Origin of the sequence: Allobaculum sp. Allo2, from assembly GCF_022701175.1 — a bacterium.
GTDB lineage: Bacteria > Bacillota_I > Bacilli_A > Erysipelotrichales > Erysipelotrichaceae > Allobaculum > Allobaculum fili.
In genome coordinates this window covers 2,603,613-2,622,719 of the sequence record NZ_CP078088.1, presented here as the reverse complement: position 1 = coordinate 2,622,719, position 19,107 = coordinate 2,603,613, and the positions used below count along the sequence as shown (strand labels likewise).

General features: G+C 53.0%; 11 protein-coding genes and 8 pseudogenes. 18 read left to right on the top strand and 1 reads right to left on the bottom strand.

Features of this window, described 5'->3' with window-relative positions; genetic code table 11:
- Positions 1 to 51: 51 nt before the first annotated feature.
- The 3 genes and pseudogenes from KWG61_RS17875 to KWG61_RS15090 all read left to right on the top strand — a co-directional run.
- A pseudogene (locus KWG61_RS17875) lies at positions 52 to 247 on the top strand (cation-transporting P-type ATPase); the annotation flags it as partial.
- A complete protein-coding gene (locus tag KWG61_RS15095) occupies positions 236 to 2,716 on the top strand; it encodes a cation-translocating P-type ATPase (protein WP_242744524.1) in 2,481 nt (826 codons plus the stop codon). The pseudogene KWG61_RS17875 and the gene KWG61_RS15095, both read left to right, overlap by 12 nt.
- Before the next feature lie 291 nt (positions 2,717 to 3,007).
- Positions 3,008 to 4,516: a phosphomannomutase/phosphoglucomutase gene (locus KWG61_RS15090; protein WP_230268006.1), complete on the top strand. Its 1,509-nt coding sequence runs from the start codon at positions 3,008 to 3,010 to the stop codon at positions 4,514 to 4,516.
- A gap of 170 nt (positions 4,517 to 4,686) precedes the next feature.
- Here KWG61_RS15090 and asnA read toward each other — a convergent pair.
- Positions 4,687 to 5,693, bottom strand: a pseudogene (gene asnA, locus KWG61_RS15085) (aspartate--ammonia ligase).
- Positions 5,694 to 6,120: 427 nt separating this feature from the next.
- On the opposite strand from asnA, the pseudogene KWG61_RS15080 reads away from it, so the two are divergent.
- The 15 genes and pseudogenes from KWG61_RS15080 (at position 6,121) to KWG61_RS15015 (ending at position 19,083) form a co-directional block, all read left to right on the top strand.
- Positions 6,121 to 7,184, top strand: a pseudogene (locus KWG61_RS15080) (branched-chain amino acid aminotransferase).
- Positions 7,144 to 7,920, top strand: a complete 777-nt coding sequence (locus KWG61_RS15075) for a sugar O-acetyltransferase (protein WP_230268003.1) — start codon at positions 7,144 to 7,146, stop codon at positions 7,918 to 7,920. The pseudogene KWG61_RS15080 and the gene KWG61_RS15075 overlap by 41 nt, the downstream one beginning before the upstream one ends.
- A 31-nt stretch (positions 7,921 to 7,951) precedes the next feature.
- Positions 7,952 to 8,218 carry a hypothetical protein gene (locus tag KWG61_RS15070; protein ID WP_242744523.1) on the top strand — a complete coding sequence of 89 codons (267 nt, stop codon included), beginning with the start codon at positions 7,952 to 7,954 and terminating at the stop codon, positions 8,216 to 8,218.
- Between the two features lie 364 nt (positions 8,219 to 8,582).
- Positions 8,583 to 8,786: a hypothetical protein gene (locus KWG61_RS15065; protein ID WP_242744522.1), complete on the top strand. Its 204-nt coding sequence runs from the start codon at positions 8,583 to 8,585 to the stop codon at positions 8,784 to 8,786.
- A 29-nt stretch (positions 8,787 to 8,815) separates the two neighbouring features.
- On the top strand, positions 8,816 to 9,085 hold the full coding sequence (locus KWG61_RS15060) for a hypothetical protein (protein ID WP_242744521.1): 270 nt from the start codon (positions 8,816 to 8,818) through the stop codon (positions 9,083 to 9,085).
- 151 nt (positions 9,086 to 9,236) lie between these two features.
- Positions 9,237 to 10,637, top strand: coding sequence for an LTA synthase family protein (locus KWG61_RS15055; protein WP_242744520.1), 1,401 nt, complete (start codon positions 9,237 to 9,239; stop codon positions 10,635 to 10,637).
- Between the two features lie 497 nt (positions 10,638 to 11,134).
- A complete protein-coding gene (locus KWG61_RS15050) occupies positions 11,135 to 11,674 on the top strand; it encodes a thiamine pyrophosphate-binding protein (protein WP_242744519.1) in 540 nt (179 codons plus the stop codon).
- Complete coding sequence (locus KWG61_RS15045) at positions 11,653 to 12,765, top strand: thiamine pyrophosphate-binding protein (protein WP_242744518.1); 1,113 nt, start codon at positions 11,653 to 11,655, stop codon at positions 12,763 to 12,765. The genes KWG61_RS15050 and KWG61_RS15045 overlap by 22 nt, the downstream gene beginning before the upstream one ends.
- On the top strand, positions 12,765 to 13,160 hold the full coding sequence (gene ilvN, locus KWG61_RS15040) for an acetolactate synthase small subunit (RefSeq protein ID WP_242744516.1): 396 nt from the start codon (positions 12,765 to 12,767) through the stop codon (positions 13,158 to 13,160). The genes KWG61_RS15045 and ilvN overlap by 1 nt, the downstream gene beginning before the upstream one ends.
- Positions 13,067 to 13,311, top strand: a pseudogene (locus KWG61_RS15035) (hypothetical protein). The gene ilvN and the pseudogene KWG61_RS15035 overlap by 94 nt, the downstream one beginning before the upstream one ends.
- A gap of 86 nt (positions 13,312 to 13,397) precedes the next feature.
- Positions 13,398 to 14,452 (top strand): annotated as a pseudogene (gene ilvC / locus KWG61_RS15030) (ketol-acid reductoisomerase).
- 468 nt (positions 14,453 to 14,920) lie between these two features.
- Positions 14,921 to 15,772, top strand: a pseudogene (locus KWG61_RS15025) (CAP domain-containing protein); the annotation flags it as partial.
- Positions 15,691 to 15,996 (top strand): hypothetical protein, encoded by a 306-nt coding sequence (locus KWG61_RS17870; protein WP_367614407.1) that lies wholly within the window; start codon positions 15,691 to 15,693, stop codon positions 15,994 to 15,996. The pseudogene KWG61_RS15025 and the gene KWG61_RS17870, both read left to right, overlap by 82 nt.
- A 217-nt stretch (positions 15,997 to 16,213) precedes the next feature.
- Positions 16,214 to 17,870, top strand: a pseudogene (gene ilvD, locus KWG61_RS15020) (dihydroxy-acid dehydratase).
- A pseudogene (locus KWG61_RS15015) lies at positions 17,867 to 19,083 on the top strand (ATP-binding protein). Before ilvD ends, KWG61_RS15015 begins: the two co-directional pseudogenes overlap by 4 nt.
- Positions 19,084 to 19,107: the final 24 nt, after the last annotated feature.

Here is a 19,107-nt window from a genome sequence, read left to right as displayed (position 1 = left end):
TCTTTTATTTGACGCTTACAATGCCTCAGGCACTGCGGGCGTTTTCAAAAAATGCTCTTGTTATACTCGATTTGTCTAAAGACAGAAGGAGACTTTATGAAATTTTATGATCAGTCTCCTGCACAGACCGAAAAGGAACTCAAGACGAGTATCCAGAATGGTCTGAGCAGTGAAGAAGTCAAGGCCCGGCTTGCCAAATACGGGCCCAACAAGCTTCGAGAAAAAGCAGAAAACCATGTTCGCCCGCTTCATGGATCAGTTCAAGGATCCGATGATCCTGATCCTTGTTGCGGCTGCTGTTATTTCGCTGAGCGTATCGCTTCTGAATCATGAAGGAATCAAAGGTCTGTTTGAACCGTTTCTGATTCTTCTGATTGTCGTCGTGAACGCGATCATGGGTGTCATGCAGGAAGACAAGGCGCAGAAAGCGCTGGATGCGCTGCGTAAAATGTCTGCCCCGCAGGCGAAAGTCATCCGTGACGGCAAGGAAACACTCGTGGAATCGAGTGAACTCGTTCCCGGCGATCTGATTCGTCTGGAAGCTGGCGATTACGTGCCGGCGGATGCGCGTCTGATTACGTCTTCGGCATTAAAATCCGAAGAGTCCGCCTTGACCGGCGAGAGTGTTCCATCCACGAAGGAAGCGGATGCGATCATCGAGGAAGGCGCTCCGCTGGGCGATCGAAAGACGATGGTGTATTCCGGCTGTTCGATTTCCTACGGTACCGGCACGGCGCTCGTTACCGCGACCGGTATGGATACCGAAATGGGCCGCATTGCCAACCTGCTCGATAATGAAAACGAGACGATGACGCCGCTGCAGAAAAAGCTCAACACCCTGGGCAAGTATCTCGGCATTCTGGCGATCGTCTGCTGCGCGATTATCTTCGTTGTGGGCCTCATGGACGGTCAGCCGCCTCTGGAACTGTTCATGACGTCCGTATCGCTGGCGGTATCGGCTATTCCAGAAGGTCTGCCCGCCATCGTTACCATTGTTCTTTCCATTGGCGTTCAGCGCATGGTCAAGAAGAACGCCATTATCCGCAAGCTGCCGGCGGTCGAAACCCTCGGCTCGACTTCGGTCATCTGTTCCGATAAAACCGGTACGCTGACTCAGAACCGCATGACGGTCGTTGAAGGCTATGTCGACGGTTCGAACGTCGTGGAAAAAGTGACCAGCGACAGTTCCAAAGGTCTTCGTGAACTGCTTAAATACGGCACGCTCGATTCCGACGGTACAATCAGCTGGGAAAACGGCAAAGCCATTCAGATCGGCGATCCGACGGAAACGTCCATTGTCATGGCCGCTGACGAAAACGGCATGAAACAGGAAGATCTGAACAAGGAATATCCGCGTGTTGTGGAACTTCCGTTTGACTCGGATCGAAAGATGATGACGTCCATCAACAAGATGGATGGAAAATACGTTGCCATCACTAAAGGTGCGGTTGACGAAATGCTCGATAAGATCACGCATGGCGACAAGGAAAAAGCCAGAGAGATCAACCAGAAAATGTCGGAAAACGCGCTGCGTGTCATTGCGATTGCCAAGCGTGAATTCGATGAACTGCCTTCCGATCTTTCCGCAGAAAACATTGAGAAGGATCTGACGTTCCTGGGCATGGTCGGCATGATTGACCCGGCAAGACCGGAAGCCAGGGATGCGGTTGCGGAAGCCAGGAAAGCCGGCATCCGTACCGTTATGATTACCGGCGACCACGTAGTTACCGCCAGTGCGATTGCCAGGGAACTCGGCATTCTTGAGCCGGGTGAAAAAGCCGTTACCGGCCGTCAGATCGACGCCATGAGCGATCGTGAACTCGACCAGAACGTCAACGACATCGCGGTTTATGCGCGCGTATCGCCTGAAAACAAGATTCGTATCGTAAAGAGCTGGCAGCGTCAGGGTAAAGTCGTTGCCATGACCGGCGACGGCGTCAACGACGCGCCGGCTCTGAAATCCGCCGATATCGGCGTAGCGATGGGCATTACCGGTACCGATGTTGCCAAAGGTGCAGCGGACATGACGCTGACCGACGACAACTTTGCGACGATTCTCGCAGCGGTCAAGGAAGGCCGCGGCATTTACAACAACATCAAGAACGTCGTCGGCTATCTGCTTGGCACGAACATCGGCGAAGTCATCTGCGTATTCCTGGTCATGCTGATTTCAAAACAGAGCATTTTCCTTTCGATGCAGCTGCTGTGGATCAATATGGTCACCGACTCTCTGCCCGCCATTGCGCTGGGCATGGAAGCTGTCCCCGATTCGGTTATGCTGGCAAAACCAAAACCGCGCAATGAAGGCATCTTCGCCCGCGGCTTCGGTCTGCGGATCATCCTTCAGGGTCTGATGTTTGGCGCCCTCGCGATTATCGCGTTTTACATCGGTGAAAATACGATGCATGTGGAAAACGCCGGCCGTACGCTCGCGTTCATGGTTCTTGCCTGCTCGCAGACCGTTCAGGCGTATAACATGCGTTCCGAGCAGTCTCTGTTCAAAATCGGCGTGTTCTCCAATAAGCATCTGAACTACGCGGCTCTGTTCTCCCTTGTCATGATGGCGCTGGTTCTCTTTGTTCCAGGTGTCATGAGCGCATTCAGTACGATTTATCTGACGGGCGAACTGTATCTGATCGGTATCGGTCTGATCTTCGTTCCAGTCGTTGTGATGGAATGCTCGAAAGCGTTCGGCCTGATCCGCCATGAACACTAAACATTCTTCCAATTTATGAAAAACTGAATTCCATTTTCACCCTGCGTTGCGGATGGAACAGAACGGCTGTCGAAAACCTGCACGGTTTAGACAGCCGTTTTCTTTATGCGCTGTCCGGCAGAGAGGATGTCGGTACGGCTATAATGAAAACGATGGAAAACGATTCTCGATCGGGTTGGTAAAGCCAGAAAGAATCTGTTTTCAGACGAAATACGAATACCAAGCCAGAGCGCAAGGGCAAATCACGCTTGCGGATCTGGATGAGAAAACATACGCAAAGGAGAGAATACGATGAATTTAAAAGAACTCCAGAACGGCAGCGATATTCGCGGAGTTGCCCTGGATCTGAATCCGGAAGAGCCGGTCAATCTGACCGATAAGGAAGTGCGCGCTCTGGCTCGTGCGTTTACGGCCTGGCTGCGCAAACGGACCGGCAAAACGGATATGACGATCGCGGTCGGCCGCGATTCCCGTCTTTCGGGTCCAGCTCTGGCGCATGCGGTCATGGACGGCCTCGTTTATGATGGCGTGGACGTTTTTGATACTGGTCTTTCCACGACGCCGGCGATGTTCATGTCGACCATTTTTGATGATTTCGATGCGGACGGTGCCATTATGCTTACCGCCAGTCACATGCCGGCTAACCGCAACGGCATGAAGTTTTTCTATAAAGGCGGCGGCCTGGATTCCAATGAAATTGCTCAGGTCATCGATATTGCCGAACGGGAAGCGTTCAACCATAAACCCGGCGGTTCCATTACCAAATCGGATCTGATGAGCGTCTACGCGGAGCATCTGCGCAACATCATTCGGGAAAAAGTCGATCAGGAAGCCGTGAACCCCGATCTTCCGCTTGAAGAACTTCACGTGGTTGTAGATGCCGGAAACGGTGCCGGCGGTTTCTTCGTCGATCAGGTTCTGAAGCCGCTTGGCGCGAATACCGAAGGCAGCCAGTTCCTCGATCCGGACGGACATTTCCCTAACCACATTCCAAACCCGGAAAATCCGGAAGCCATGGCATCGCTCGTAAAGGCGGTAAAAGACAATCATGCGGATCTGGGCATCATCTTCGATACCGATGTCGACCGCTCTTCTGCTGTAGACGGCAATGGGAACCCGATTGGACGTAACGATATTGTCGCTCTGGCATCCGTTCTGGCGGCTCGTCATCATCCGGGCATGACCGTAGTAACGGATTCGGTTACGTCCGATGAGCTTGGCGAATTCCTGGAGAAGCATAATATCCAGCATCACCGCTTCAAACGCGGCTACAAAAATGTCATTAACGAAGCCAAGCGTCTGAACGACGAAGGCGTCGATGCCGAACTGGCCATTGAAACCAGCGGTCATGCGGCGTTCCGTGAAAACTACTATCTGGATGACGGCGCCTATCTCGCCAGCCGGATTGTGGTCGAAGCGGCTTCGCATTCCATCAGCGATCTGATCGCTTCGCTCGGCCATCCAAAAGCCGAAAAGGAACTCCGTCTCAAAATTAACGAGAAGGCGTTCAAGGAATATGGCCGCCAGGTCATTGAAGATCTCAAGGCGTACGCCGCGCAGGAAAGCAGCACGATTACGCTCGTACAGCCAAACTACGAAGGCGTCCGTCTGAAATTTGGTACGGATCATGGCGACGGCTGGGCTCTGCTGCGCATGTCGCTGCACGAAAATCTGCTTCCGCTCAACATCGAATCCAAACAGACGGAAGGCGCCAAGATCATGGCGCGCGAACTGCTTGAATTCCTCGAACAGTATCCTTCCCTCGATCTGCATCAGATTCGCGAATTCATCGAAGAATAAAGGGATTCTCAAACGATTTTGTTCTTCGTAACCTGCAAAGATCGAAACTGGAATTTTAAAAATGCATACAAAAACAGCCGCGTGAGCGGCTGCTTTTCTTTGAATCAGCAGGACGGAAAGAACTGCCCAGTGTCTAGCCTGTGTCGAATGGAAATACAGGATTCTTATTCTTACAGAATCTGAATGCCGGCTTCTTCGCATGCATCGAGCATATCCTGCGGCCAGATGGACGCCTGAACTTCGCCGATGTGCGCTTTCTTAAGGAGAAGCATGCACAGTCTGGACTGACCGATACCGCCGCCGATGGTGTATGGCAGTTTCTGTTCCAGAATGGCTTTATGGAACGGCAGGTTTTCCCGGTCGAGCGCGTTTTCCGCTTTCAGCTGGTCGTGCAGCGAGTTTTCGTCGACGCGGATACCCATGCTGGAAATTTCCAGCGTGGTCTGGAGCGGTTCGTACCAGAACAGGATATCGCCGTTAAGCTGCCAGTCGTCGTAGTCCGGCGCGCGGCCGTCGTGCTTCTGACCGTTGGACAGCGGAGCGCCGATTTTCATCAGGAAGATGCATCCGTATTCTTTTGTCGCCGCGTCTTCACGTTCTTTCGGAGAAAGATCGGGATAGCGGTCGAGAAGCTGCTGGGATGTGATGAAGGTAATGGAATCGGGAAGGCGGTTTACCGCCTGCGGGTATTTGTACCAGACTTCGTGTTCCATGTGCTTGATGATTTTAAAAATGCGAAGTACATGTTCGCGCAGCGTCTGCTCCGTGCGTTCGTCTTTGGCGATGACTTCTTCCCAGTCCCACTGATCCACATAGGCGGAGTGGAGATTGTCGAGGTCTTCGTCCTTACGGATCGCGTTCATGTTGGTATAGAGACCTTCATGAAGGCCAAAGCCGTACTTGCCTAAAGCGGCGCGTTTCCATTTCGCGAGGGAATGCACAATTTCAATATCTTCTTCCGGAAGGACTTTCATGGAAAAGTGAACCGGCTGTTCCACACCGTTCAGGTTGTCATTCAGTCCGGAACTTTTCGGTACAAAAGCGGTGCCGAAATACGGGTGAGGTTCATTTCCTTGCCAAATTCGTGCTGAAAAGTATCCCGAATGTATTTGATGGCTTCCTGGGTCTGCCGAATATCGAGGACCGGGTCATAGTTTTCTGGGATGATCAGATTCATTTTGTTTCCTTCTTTCTTTCTGGAAAATCTGAAACAGTATAGCACGCACGTCATTGGCTGATTCCTCTGGTCATTCCAATCCGCAAAATTCGGGAAAAGAGGGTTCAAAAAGGTGGGGAAAGGAAAGCATTTTTCATTTTTGCGGTGTCCTTGAGAAAAGGCGGCGGCAAACCGAAACGGACGGAAAATCCGAAGGCAGTGACGGCGGGAACAGCCCGGACAGCTATCCGGGAGCCGTGTTTTTCTTAAAATCGTCAAGTAGTGAAAACAAAGAAACATTTTGAAAGCGGCCTGAAAGAAGATTGTCGGTTTTGGCATGGTTTTGATTCATTTTTCGTCGGGATCACGGCGTTTGCCCCGCACCGATTGCCAAAGAATTATGCGGGGCGTAAGGTTAAGAAAATTCAAAGAAGGAAGGTTTATTTGTATGGATATTCGTTTTGAACCGCGCAAAGAACTGAAAGAAAAACCCCAGGGCCCGCTTGGCTTTGGCAAATACTACACCGACTACATGTTCATCTGTGATTACGATAAGGATCAGGGCGGCTTTCATGATGCCCGCATCGTCCCGTTTGGACCGATCGAAATGGATCCGGCTTCCATGGTTCTTCATTATGCGCAGGAAACTTTTGAAGGTCTGAAAGCCTACCGCACAAAAGACGGCAGCATTCAGCTCTTCCGTCCGGAAAAAACGCGCAGCGTTTTGCCAACTCCAATAGCCGTCTGTCGATGCCGGCCGTTCCGGAAGATCTGTTTGTACAGGCCATTGAAGAACTCGTCCGCGTCGAAAAGGACTGGGTTCCCGCTAACGAGGGCGAATCTCTGTATATCCGTCCTTACATGTTCGCTTCCGAAGCCGCTGTTGGCGTACATCCGGCGGTTTCCTATAAATTCATGATCATCCTTTCCCCGGTAGGCGCCTACTATCCAGAAGGCATGGCTCCGGTAAAAATCTGGGTGGAAGATGAATACGTACGTGCCGCTCCAGGCGGAACCGGCTTCACCAAGTGCGGCGGCAACTACGCCGGCTCACTGAAAGCACAGGAAAAAGCCGAAGAACAGGGCTATACCCAGGTTCTCTGGCTGGACGGTGTCCACAAGAAATATGTCGAAGAAGTCGGAAGCATGAACGTCATGTTCCTGATCGACGGCGAAATCTGGACCGCTCCGGTTGACGGAACTGTACTGCCGGGCGTAACCCGCGACTCGATTCTGCACATCGTCCGCGATCTTGGCTACCCTGTTCACGAAGAACATCTGTCCATTGACGATCTGATGGCCGCTGCCCGCGACGGAAGACTGCAGGAAGCGTGGGGTACCGGTACCGCAGCCGTTATTTCTCCAATCGGCGAACTTTGCTACAAAGGCGAAAAAGCCGTTATCAATGACTTCAAGACAGGTGACCTCACCCAGAAGCTGTACGATACGCTGACCGGCATTCAGTGGGGCAATGTCGAAGACAAATTCGGCTGGACGCGCAAAGTGTGCTAAGTCCGGTTCAACAATGAATCCAGATTCAAAACAGGAATCGAAAAAGAATACGGACGCGGCTAGTGTTGCGTCCGCTTCTTTCGATTCGCCTCTCGATCCCGATCTGAGCCATCCGGAAATTTCTCTGCAGTCCAGCCGCAGAGATGCCGGTCTTCTGTACGATGTGTATGGAGTAAAGGACGGCCACTGGAGTTTTGCCCGCCAGACGATGCGCCAGATCGCGCAGGCGCCGACAGAAGAAGAAGCCCAGACGCTGCTTCGCGTGCTTGTGCCCAACATGAGTGCCAACGCGCATATCGTCTTGCCGTTTTACTGCGATCTCGGTCATCGGATTTATATTGGAGAACACTCCATGATCAATATGGACGGTCTGATGCTCGATGAAGGAAAGATCGTAATTGGAAATCATGTTCTGATCGGGCCGCGCTGTTCGTTTTACACCCCGGTTCATCCCATGGATCGAGACATTCGCAAAACGGGTCTGGAAAAAGCGCTGCCCATCGTTATTGAAGATCATGTCTGGATCGCCGGCAGCTGTGTGATCAACGGCGGCGTCACGATTCATGAAGGCAGTGTGATCGGCAGCGGTTCGGTTGTGGTTGACGATATTCCCTGTGGTGTATTTGCGGCTGGCAATCCGTGCCGCGTCATTCGCGTGCTTGATGAAAACGACCGAAAAGCTGCCAGACAGGAATACGAAGACTGGAAACAGGCCTGCAGAGCGATCGGCCGCTGAGAAACCGGTGGGAAAAGCCAAAAGCTGAGATTTGATTTCAGCGCCTGCGGGGTTTAAACTTGGTCCAGAGGACATATATTATGAGTTCAATTGTCAAAGACCTGACGGATATTCAGGGAAAAAACATATCGTAACGTCGATTGAATACGACACGCCAAGTGAAGCCAGCCAGGATGAAGTGTTCTCGACGGTCCGTGAAATTCTTGCTGACAACCTGGACGCCTTCTCCAAGATCACATTCGATCTGGTAGACGGCGGAGAGAAAGTCCGCGTCGAAGTAACGGAAAACAGAAAATAAACAGGAAATGCAAAAGCACCTTCGGGTGCTTTTTCATTTGAAAGAATAAAAACATTTCACATAGTTTCAAAAGGATTTGGCCCTTTCTTCGAAGATTTCAGGAAAATCCTCAATCGCTTGTAATCCATGCCGAATCCCGTATTATGTGAAATTAGTGTCCGTTTCTCTCAATCGGAAAACCGGATTTTACGCGAAGGTAAAATCGGAATCCGCTTTTAAAACGGTTTTGGAAAGAGAAAACGGAACCGAAAACACAAAACGAAAAACCTTTTTACGGGCAAGCTGCCAAAGACGGTTTACGCGGATGCAGCAGGCCGTAAAAATTTAATGAGGAAAGAAGCAGAATCGGAAAGGAAAAAGGATTATGTGGATTTTTACTGGAATTCTCGCTTATATCCTGTTCTGGCTCGCCTGCATTGTTTTCTATACGATCTATTACCTGACGCAGGTCATTCAGGTGACCAGCTTCTCCCAGGTTCTGTATACGCTGAACGCGGGTGCAGAAGGAGCGCAGGGAACAATCGGGGCGGCTGTAGCGGGATTTTTGAACAGAACTGGCTGCTGCTGATCATCGGTACGCTCGTTTTTGGAGTGTACATGTATTTCTGCATCAAGCGCATCCGCTTAAAGAAAAAAGGCCGCAGGCTGTTTGCGGATAAAAAATGGAATCTGGCGTTCAACCTGTCTTCGGTTGCGGCGATTGTGATCTGTGCCGCGCTGGCGATCAGCGGCGTCTTTACCGGACTCGATGCGGTCGGCTACGAAGAATATGTCAAGAACGCCAACCGCGTCAGCGAACTGTATGAAGACCATTTCGTACAGCCAGACGACGTCAAGCTGACGTTCCCCGAAAGAAGCGCAACGTGATCCATATTGTTATGGAATCCATGGAAAGCACGTACGCCAGCCGCGAAAACGGCGGGGATATGAGGAAGACCTCATTCCGAACCTGACAGCGCTCCAGCAGGAAGGCGAAAACTTTGCTGCAGCGGACAATCCGGACGTACAGGGCGCCTATGTGACCAACAACTCCGGCTGGACAATTGCCGGACTCGTTGCGCAGAGCGCGGGCGTACCACTGAATGTCGGCAACCAGGCGTTCGTTCACAATCTGGACTCGGATGTGCAGTTCATGCCGAATCTGACGGCGATGGGCGACATTCTGAAAGAAAACGGCTATAAAAACTACTTCATGTGCGGTTCGGAAGGCGCCTATGCCGGACGGACCAACTACTATAAGCAGCACGGCGATTACGAAGTGCTCGACTACGATGAAGCCATCCGCGAAAAGAAGATTCTTTCCGATTACCGCGTATGGTGGGGCTTTGAAGACGAGAAGCTCTTTGACTGGGCCAAGGCAGAACTGGATACGATTTCGAAAAACGAGGAACCGTTCAACTTCACCATGCTCACGGCCGACACGCATTTCGTAGACGGCTACAAGTGCAAGGACTGCACGGACGAATTTGACGAGCAGTACAAAAACGTCATTCACTGCTCGGACCGCAAAGTCGGCGCCTTCATCGACTGGCTCAAGGAACAGCCGTTTTACGAAAATACCACGATCATCCTCTCGGGCGACCATCTGAGCATGGATGGATCGGTCGGTCCGAACATTCCTTCGGACTATTCGCGCAAGGCGTACTTCACCGTGCTCAACGGCCCGGAATATACGCTGAATCAGACGCGTGAATACTGCACGCTCGATATTTTCCCGACCATTATCGAAGCGATGGGCATCGATATCGAAGGCCATCGTCTCGGTCTGGGAACAAGCCTGTATGCAAACGAACAGACGCTGATCGAAAACCTTGGTCTGCTGGCGTTCAATGCGGAACTTGCTTCCAAGTCGGATTACTACAACAACGTCATCATGAGCGGCGACCAGACCAACGGCGGCAATCAGAAAGACGACATGCCGAAAAACGAAATGGTTGAACAGCCGGACGGCAACTTCTATGAAGAAAATGCGGATCAGTTCAAGGATCCGGACTACTACTATCCGCCTGCTGTCAACAACAACATTTACGTACCTCCAGTTGTAACCCCGCCATCCGATCCCGGATATGCCCCGGACCCGGGCGGAAATGATCCCGGAAACAACAGTTCAGGACAAGCTCCAAATCTGCCTCCAGCTGAGCCGCCTGTCAATCCCGGAGACAATACGGGCGACGATTCGCAGGGCGGATCGACCACACCTCCCGGCGGAGGCGATACGGGCGGATCGACCACACCTCCCGGCGGAGGAGACACAGGCGGAACAACCCCGCCTGGCGGAGGAGACCAGGGCGGAACCGTCACGCCTCCTGGCGGCGGCGATCAGGGGACAGTGACGCCTCCTGTGGAACAGCCAGCGCCTCCGGCAAGCGATGCCATCCAGAGCGCACCGCAGGAATCCGCAGTTCCTTTGCAGGCTTAGATTTGCAAAACAGGAAACAGAGTCCTGCTGCCTGTCGCTGAAAAATACGTCCGCTTTAAGAAAACGAATGAACGATGCCTTCTTCATCCCAGAAACGATGAAGAAGGCATTTTTTAATGGCAGCGATTCGGTTTGGCGCAGGGGAATCTAAGCCGCTGGCGGGAAGATCGCAGACTATGGACGTTTTTCTCACTCTTTTTGGACAGGATTGAACAAGAACCGAAACGATTTTGATTTTAAAAATCGGCTTGCCTAGAATGGATAAATACAAATCGCTCTTCTGGTAAAGCCGAATTTATTGTCTTTTTAATGAAACCGGTTACAGAGAGCAGGAGAAATGTAACAAAATGGAAATAAACACAAGTTTTGGAAACTTGTTACATTTTCTTCACCACCGAAAATTTCGGTGTGATATAACAAACCTAATCGAAAAAAGGAAGGTTCATCATGAAAAAAGCGGTGCGGAAATCATCGTAGAAAGCCTGCTCGAACAGGGCGTGGATACCGTTTTCGGCTATCCGGGCGGACAGGTTATTGACCTCTATGATGCTTTATATGCCTATCAGGATCGTCTTAAGCACGTGCTGTGTTCGCATGAGCAGCATGCCTGTCATGCGGCAGACGGCTATTTCCGGGCAACCGGAAAAGTCGGTACGGTCATTGCGACATCCGGTCCGGGCGCGACCAACCTGGTGACCGGAATCGCGACAGCCTATCTGGATTCCGTTCCTCTGGTGGCCATTACCGGAAACGTATCCACGAATCTGATCGGGCGCGACTCCTTTCAGGAAGTAGACATTACCGGCGTGACTCTGCCGGTTACCAAACACAACTTTTTCGTCAACTCCATCGACGAGCTGGCACAGACCATTCATAAAGCGTTTGAAATTGCCAAGTCCGGCCGTCCGGGTCCGGTGCTGATCGACGTTCCCAAAGACGTTCAGCAGGGAATTACGGATTACGAGCCGCTTGGCTATTCCGAAAAAATGCCGGAAAAACTGTCAACGAAAAACAGATGGCTGCTGCGGTGGAAATGATCAACGAAAGCCAGCGCCCCTATATTTATATTGGCGGCGGTTCGCTGGGCGCGGAAGTTTCCGATGAAATCATGCGTCTGGCCGAAAAGATCGATGCGCCGATCGGCTGCACGCTGATGGGGCTTTCCGCCGTAGCGACCGACCATCCCCGCTACCTCGGCATGGAAGGCATGCACGGCCACTACGCCTCGAGCATGGCGCAGAACGAATGCGATCTGATCATCGCGATCGGCTGCCGCTTCTCCGACCGGGCTACAGGCAACGTAAAGAAATACGCCAGACAGGCGAAAATCCTGCATCTCGATATTGATGCGGCAGAGCTCAATAAAAACGTAGCGGTAACGCTCGGCCTGGCCGGCGACATCCACGACGCGGTACAGCGACTGCTCGACGCGGTCAATCTGCAGACGCATCCCTCCTGGCATCAGCGCATAGCCGATCTGAAGCAGGCGGAACTGAATCAGCAGGAACAGCTCGCCAATCCGCATAAGCTGACGCCGCAGGCGCTGATTCACGAAGTGGCGCGCTATTGCGATGCCTCTACGCCGATTGCGACCGATGTCGGCCAGCATCAGATGTGGGTCGCTCAGTCCTTCCCGTTCCAGCAGCCGCGGACGTTTGTTTCCTCCGGCGGCCTGGGCACGATGGGCTTCGGTCTTGGCGCCGCGATCGGTGCTGCATTTGGTTCTGGCAAGCGCACGATTCTCTTTACTGGAGACGGCAGCTTCGGCATGAACCTGGGCGAACTCGCAACACTCAAGGCAACCGGCGCTCCAGTCGTTGTTGTCATTTTCAATAACAAGGTGCTCGGCATGGTCCGTCAGTGGCAGACTCTGTTCTATGGCGCCCATTACTCGAATACAAACCTGGAAGACCGCGAAAGCGACTTCGCGAAAATCGCGGAAGCGTTCGGCGTTCCGGGATTCCATATTGATACGCTTGAAGAAATGCCGGAAGTCATCGCCAAAGCCATGGCGAAGAGCGGCCCGGTCGTGATCGACGTCAAAATCGATCCGGATGAATTCGTACTTCCGATGCTTCCGCCTGGAGGCAGCATGGAGCAGATCATCACCCTGCGGGAGGAAATCTGATGGAAAAATTTGAAATCGCCTGCCTGGTCGACAACTACTCCGGCGTACTGACGCGCGTCGCCAGCATGTTTACCCGCCGCGGCTTCAACATCAACTCGCTGACCGTCGGCGCTACCGAAGATCCGGCGATCTCCCGCATTACGATCTCGGTCAACGGAGACGAGAAAATCCGCTCCCAGTGCATTAAGCAGCTGAGAAAGCTGTATTGCGTAAAAACGTTAAGGAAATGGTTCCGGCCCAGCGCGTATCGCGCGAACTCGCGCTCATCAAGCTGCGCAACACCCCGGAAACCCGTCCGGAAATCGTCAGCGCGGTGGACATTTTCCGCTGCAAGATTATCGACTTCTCCCCAACACCCTCTGCGTGGAAATTACCGGAGAATCGACAAAGATTGACGCGTTTCTCGAAATCGTCCGTCCCTACGGCATTCTCGAAATGTCCCGGACCGGCGTTGTGGCGCTTCAGAGAGGCTGCCACTACCTGTACGAAGACGATCTTGATGAATTCGCCTTCATGGAAACTGACCGCAAGGACCTGATCGGCTAGTCTTGGCCGAACGGAACTTTTGGCCGCTGCCCACTGGCAGCGAGATCTGCTCCATCCAGTTTTAAGGTTTGGAGCAGCCCGTAAATTTGAGGGAAAACTCCCAGGAAAGGACATACGATCTACATGGAAAACAGAATTTTTATGAACAGGACTGCGATGTAAACCGTCTGAAAGGCAAGAAGATCGCAATCATCGGCTACGGCTCTCAGGGTCATGCGCATGCGCTCAACCTCAGAGACTCCGGCGCAGACGTTGTGATCGGCCTGTATGAAGGCAGCCGCTCCGCGAAAAAGCCAAGGAACAGGGCTTCGAAGTTCTGCCGGTTGCTGAAGCTGCAAAAGCGGCCGACATCATCATGATTCTGATCCCGGATGAAAAGCAGAAAGACGTGTATCGTACAGAAATCGCGCCAAACCTCACAGCCGGCAAGACACTCGCCTTTGCCCACGGCTTCAACATCCACTTCGGACAGATCGTTCCGCCTGCGGACGTTAACGTCATCATGGTCGCTCCAAAAGGACCTGGCCACACCGTTCGTTCTGAATACGAAGCCGGAAAAGGCGTTCCTTCTCTGATCGCTGTAGAACAGGATGCAACCGGCGACGCGCTTGAACTCGGTCTGGCGTATGCAGCTGGAATCGGTGCTTCCCGTGCGGGCGTTCTGGAAACGACTTTCCGTACTGAAACCGAAACCGACCTCTTTGGCGAACAGGCCGTGCTCTGCGGCGGCGTTGTCGCTCTGATGCAGGCTGGTTTTGAAACTCTCGTGGAAGCGGGATACGACCCAAGAAACGCCTACTTCGAATGCATTCACGAAATGAAGCTGATCGTTGACCTGATCTACCAGTCTGGTTTCGAAGGCATGCGCTACTCCATTTCCAATACCGCTGAATACGGCGACTACATCACCGGCGAAAAGATCATCACCGAAGATACAAAGAAAGCCATGAAACAGATCCTCAAGGACATCCAGGACGGTACGTTCGCAAAAGACTTCCTGCTCGACATGTCCGATGCAGGCGGCCAGGCGCACTTCCGCGCAATGCGAAAGAGAGCCAAAGAGCATCCAAGCTCCAAAGTCGGCGAAGAAATCCGCGCTCTGTATTCCTGGGCTGACGAAGACAAACTCGTCAACAACTAATGGAATTGCCTCGTGCAACCGAAAAAGGCCCGTTTGACGGGCCTTTTGATTCATCGCACAAAACGACAGACTGACGGAAAGAGGACCAGATCGTACCCGGTCCGAACCATCCGCGCTGAAGAATTCAGAATACATATATTCGATATATATAATGGAGAGTATAACGAATTCAAATAAAGGAGATCAGGCCATGGATTGTCCGTCCAGTAAAGAAGCCCGTTCGCTCAAAGCACACGGGATCACCAATCGTATCCATTCTGCAGAGAAAAACAAAGCCATCTGCAGCCGCAAAAACAAAACGCATGGCTCGCCTCGAGTCTTGCCGCCTGCCTGACACTTGGTGCCAGCGGAACATTTACGCGCCTGCAGGCACAGGAACCGGAAGAAGCGGAAGTCCATAGGAGTGACGTACCTGCAGATGGAGTCGGAATCTCGCTTTCGTCCGCGCAGAAGGTTCGGCGCATCGATATGACGCACTCCGGAAAAACGGTCGAAGAGTGGGTCGCCCTGTATGACGGGAAAGATCCGCTGTCTTTAGGCATTCTTGGATTTCTGCTGACGCGTCCGGAAAAAGAAGCGGCGGCTGTACTGATTTACGGCCTGGAAAACGGCATCGGCGATTTGCACGATTCCCGCGATGCCATGTCTATCGCTCATTTTCGACAGGCTCTGGACTATATCGATCAGTGCAACGCGCTGCGCCGTCAGGAAAATCAGCCGGAACTGAGCGTTTCGCTGACGATGATGGCCGTCGCCATGGTGCAGACCGACTATTCCTCCAACAGTCTCGATCATTCCCGAATATTTGATGTCGGGGAAAACCTGTACTGGGGCGGGTCCACCGGCACACCCTTTGGCAGCGGAAGCAATCCGTTTGACTACTGGTACACCCGTGAAAAACCAGAGCGGGGAAGCCATTATCGCAATATCGTCGATCCGCGCTATGTACTGACCGGTTTCGCCATTGCGCAAAACGGCAAAAATCCAGGACCGCTCTTTGGACAGGTGTTCTTTTTCCAGGATGCGGCGGAAACGATGTATACGACCGACGAACTGCGCGGCGCCCTCAACGAATACGAACAGAAGGCGCTGGAAGGAACGTGGGAACCCCAGCCAGGCGATGGCAATCAGAACATGTACCGGCTGTACAACCCGAACTCCGGCGAGCACTTTTATACCGCCGATCGAAACGAGCGAAACAGCCTGATTCGCTTTGGCTGGCGCTATGAAGGCATCGGCTGGATCGCGCCGTATACCGGCAGCGCGGTTTATCGTCTGTACAACCCGAATGTCGGCGACCATCACTACACCCTGAAGGAAACGGAAAAAGACTTTCTGGTCAGCCAGGGCTGGACGGAGGAAAAATCGGCTGGTATTCCAATACCGATCAGGCCAGCGCTCTGCCGCTGTATAGGGCGTATAACCCGAACGCGAAAACCGGCGCGCACAACTTTACCGTCAGCGCCGCGGAACAGAAATTTCTGACCGAAAACGGCTGGAAGGGTGAAGGCGTTGCCTGGTACGGCGTAAAACTCCGCAAATAAAGCAGGCGGATAGGCGCTAGGAAAAATGCAGATCATGGTCCGATGAAGACAATCATCCGATACAGTGATCCAATCCATAAGAAGAAAAGAACAGTCGAGGCCAACAGAATATCGGCCTTTGACTGAAGAATACGAAAGAGAAAAGAGATTTACCTAAGAGAAAAAGAGGAAGGTTCCCAGATCCGCTTCCGGATTTGCGGGGCCAAAGGAGTACGCAATGAAAAGCGATGAAATGAAGAAGGGGTTTGATAAAGCCCCGCAGCGAAGTCTGCTGCACGCACTGGGTCTTACCCAGGAAGAAATCGACCGTCCAATTGTCGGAATCGTCTCGAGCTACAACGAGATCGTTCCCGGCCACATGAATCTCGACAAAATTACCGAAGCGGTCAAAACCGGCGTGGCGATGGCTGGCGGAACGCCCATCGTTTTTCCGGCGATTGCGGTGTGTGACGGAATTGCGATGGGCCATAACGGCATGCGCTATTCTCTGGTCACCCGCGATCTGATTGCGGATTCCACGGAAGCCATGGCGCTCGCCCACGCGTTTGACGCTCTGGTCATGATCCCAAACTGCGACAAAAACGTTCCCGGTCTGCTCATGGCAGCCGCCCGTCTGAATCTGCCGACCATTTTCGTTTCCGGCGGACCGATGCTCGCCGGCCGCATCGACAAGCACAAAACGTCGCTTTCCAGCATGTTTGAAGCCGTCGGTGCCTACAAAGCCGGAAAAATCGATGAAGCCAAACTCGATGAATACGAAAAGAACACCTGCCCGTCCTGCGGTTCCTGCTCCGGCATGTATACCGCCAACTCGCACAACTGCCTGAGCGAAGTGCTGGGCATGGCTCTGCCGGGCAACGGTACTATTCCGGCTGTGTATTCCAAGCGCATTGAACTCGCGAAGCACGCGGGCATGCAGGTTATGGAACTGTTCCGCAAGGATATCCGTCCGCGCGATATTCTCACCGAAAAAGCGTTCAAAAACGCACTGACTGCCGATATGGCGCTTGGCTGCTCGACGAACTCGATGCTCCATCTGCCGGCGATCGCGCACGAATGCGGCATCAAAATCGATCTCGACAACGTCAACGAAATTTCGGAACATACGCCAAACCTCTGCCACCTCGCTCCAGCCGGTCCGACGTACATGGAAGATCTCAATGAAGCGGGCGGCGTGTACGCGGTATTAAAGGAACTCGAAGATGCCGGTCTGCTGGAAACCGATCTGATGACTGTAACCGGCAAGACGATGCATGAAAATCTGGCCAATGCCAAAAACCTGGACGAAACCGTCATTCGTCCGATCGACAATCCGTATACGAAAACGGGCGGTCTGGCCGTCCTCAAAGGCAACCTGGCGCCCAACGGCTGCGTCGTAAAACGTTCCGCCGTCGCTCCGGAAATGTTAGTGCACACCGGACCGGCCAACGTTTTTGAATCGGAAGAAGAATGCATTGCCGGCATTTTCGGCGGCAAAGTCAAACCGGGCGACGTCGTTGTCATCCGCAACGAAGGTCCGGCTGGCGGTCCCGGCATGCGGGAAATGTTATCGCCGACCTCGGCCATTGCCGGCATGGGTCTCGATAAGGAAGTCGCTCTCATTACCGACGGCCGCTTCTCCGGAGCCACTCGCGGCGCTTCGATCGGTCACGTTTCGCCAGAAGCCTGCAAAGGCGGTCTGATCGGCTACGTATGCAACGGGGATCTGATTTCCATCAACATTCCGGAATATTCCATTGAACTGCTCGTGGACGACGAAGAAATCGAACGCCGCAAAAGAAATGCCCGCAAAAGAACCGCGCAAGGTCGAAGGCTATCTCAAGCGCTATGCCGCTCAGGTGCACGGCGCGGATGAAGGAGCGGTTCTTTCATGAGCCGCAGCGTAAATCTCGATTTGCTTTACGATCGGATTTGCGGTCTGGCGGTGTTTCGCAATTTGTACGAAGACGAAGTGTTCAAGGCGTTTGCGGATATGATTCAGGACCATTCGCATTTTTCCAGCAGTCTGAACCAGTACGCAGCCCGCTTTGCGGGTCTGCTCTACATGCAGGAAAATCCCAGCTGGCCGGACTATCTGCGCGATCTGGTCTGCCGCACGTCGACCTGTCTGTCCCGATGGCATCTCGCCGGTCAGCCCAAAAATGAGCTGATTTTCAATCAGGCGATGTATGAACTGGATGCACTGAGCGAAGCCAGCCGGCTTTCCAGCCGGGATCTCGGCCTGCAAAGCGAAATGTGGAACTGCAAGGCGCAGGATCTGAAAACGGAGTATCTGGAAAGTCTGGAAACGATGAAAACCCGCGGCACGGGCCTGTTCGCCCAGTATTCAATGTTCCGGCTGGCCAGCGAAGACAAAGTCCGTCTGATTCCGGTACGCAGCGGCGATCCGATCACGTTCGACCAGCTGTACGGCTACGAAGACCAGCACGCCAGACTGATCGAAAACACGATGGCGCTTCTGAAAAATCTGCCCAGTTCCAACCTGCTGCTTTACGGCGACGCGGGAACGGGCAAATCCGCCAGCATCAAGGCGGTGCTCAATCGGTTTAAAACCGAGGGTCTGCGGCTGGTGGAAATCGGCCGGGGACAGCTCGATCTGCTTCCCGATCTGCTCGATACCCTGGCTGAAGAGCCGCTGAAATTCATTGTCTATATCGATGATCTGTCCTTTGGCGAAAACGACGACTCCTTCGCGGCGCTTAAAGCCGTGCTAGAAGGCAGCGTCTGCGCCCGCAGTGCAAATGTGGTTATTTATGCCACCAGCAACCGCCGCCATCTCGTCAAGGAAAGCATGTCGGCCCGTACCGGGGACGACGTGCACCGGCGGGATACGCTGCAGGAAACGCTCTCGCTTTCTCAGCGCTTTGGACAGTGTCTCTTTTTGAAAAACCCGATAACCGCAGCTTCTTTGAAATTGTCGATGCGGTTTTAGAAGAATACGGCCTGCACGCAGCCGACCCCAGGGCCATTCATGAACAGGCTTCGGCCTTTGCGCTTGCGCAGGGCGGCCGATCGGCCAGAGCGGCAAGACAGTTTGCCGCGCATCTGGCAGCAAAGGAAGGACTGAACGAAGATGTTAACGCTTGAAAAGATTTACCAGGCCCGTTATGT

Excerpts from the sequence above, each read along its gene's own strand:
- KWG61_RS15045 (WP_242744518.1), top strand. The coding sequence starts at position 11,653 with ATGGCTGCTGCGGTGGAAATGATCAACGAAAGCCAGCGCCCCTATATT.
- KWG61_RS15095 (WP_242744524.1), top strand. The coding sequence starts at position 236 with ATGTTCGCCCGCTTCATGGATCAGTTCAAGGATCCGATGATCCTGATC.
- ilvN (WP_242744516.1), top strand. The coding sequence starts at position 12,765 with ATGGAAAAATTTGAAATCGCCTGCCTGGTCGACAACTACTCCGGCGTA.
- KWG61_RS15060 (WP_242744521.1), top strand. The coding sequence starts at position 8,816 with ATGTATTTCTGCATCAAGCGCATCCGCTTAAAGAAAAAAGGCCGCAGG.
- KWG61_RS15090 (WP_230268006.1), top strand. The coding sequence starts at position 3,008 with ATGAATTTAAAAGAACTCCAGAACGGCAGCGATATTCGCGGAGTTGCC.
- KWG61_RS15065 (WP_242744522.1), top strand. The coding sequence starts at position 8,583 with ATGTGGATTTTTACTGGAATTCTCGCTTATATCCTGTTCTGGCTCGCC.
- KWG61_RS15075 (WP_230268003.1), top strand. The coding sequence starts at position 7,144 with ATGTCGAAGACAAATTCGGCTGGACGCGCAAAGTGTGCTAAGTCCGGT.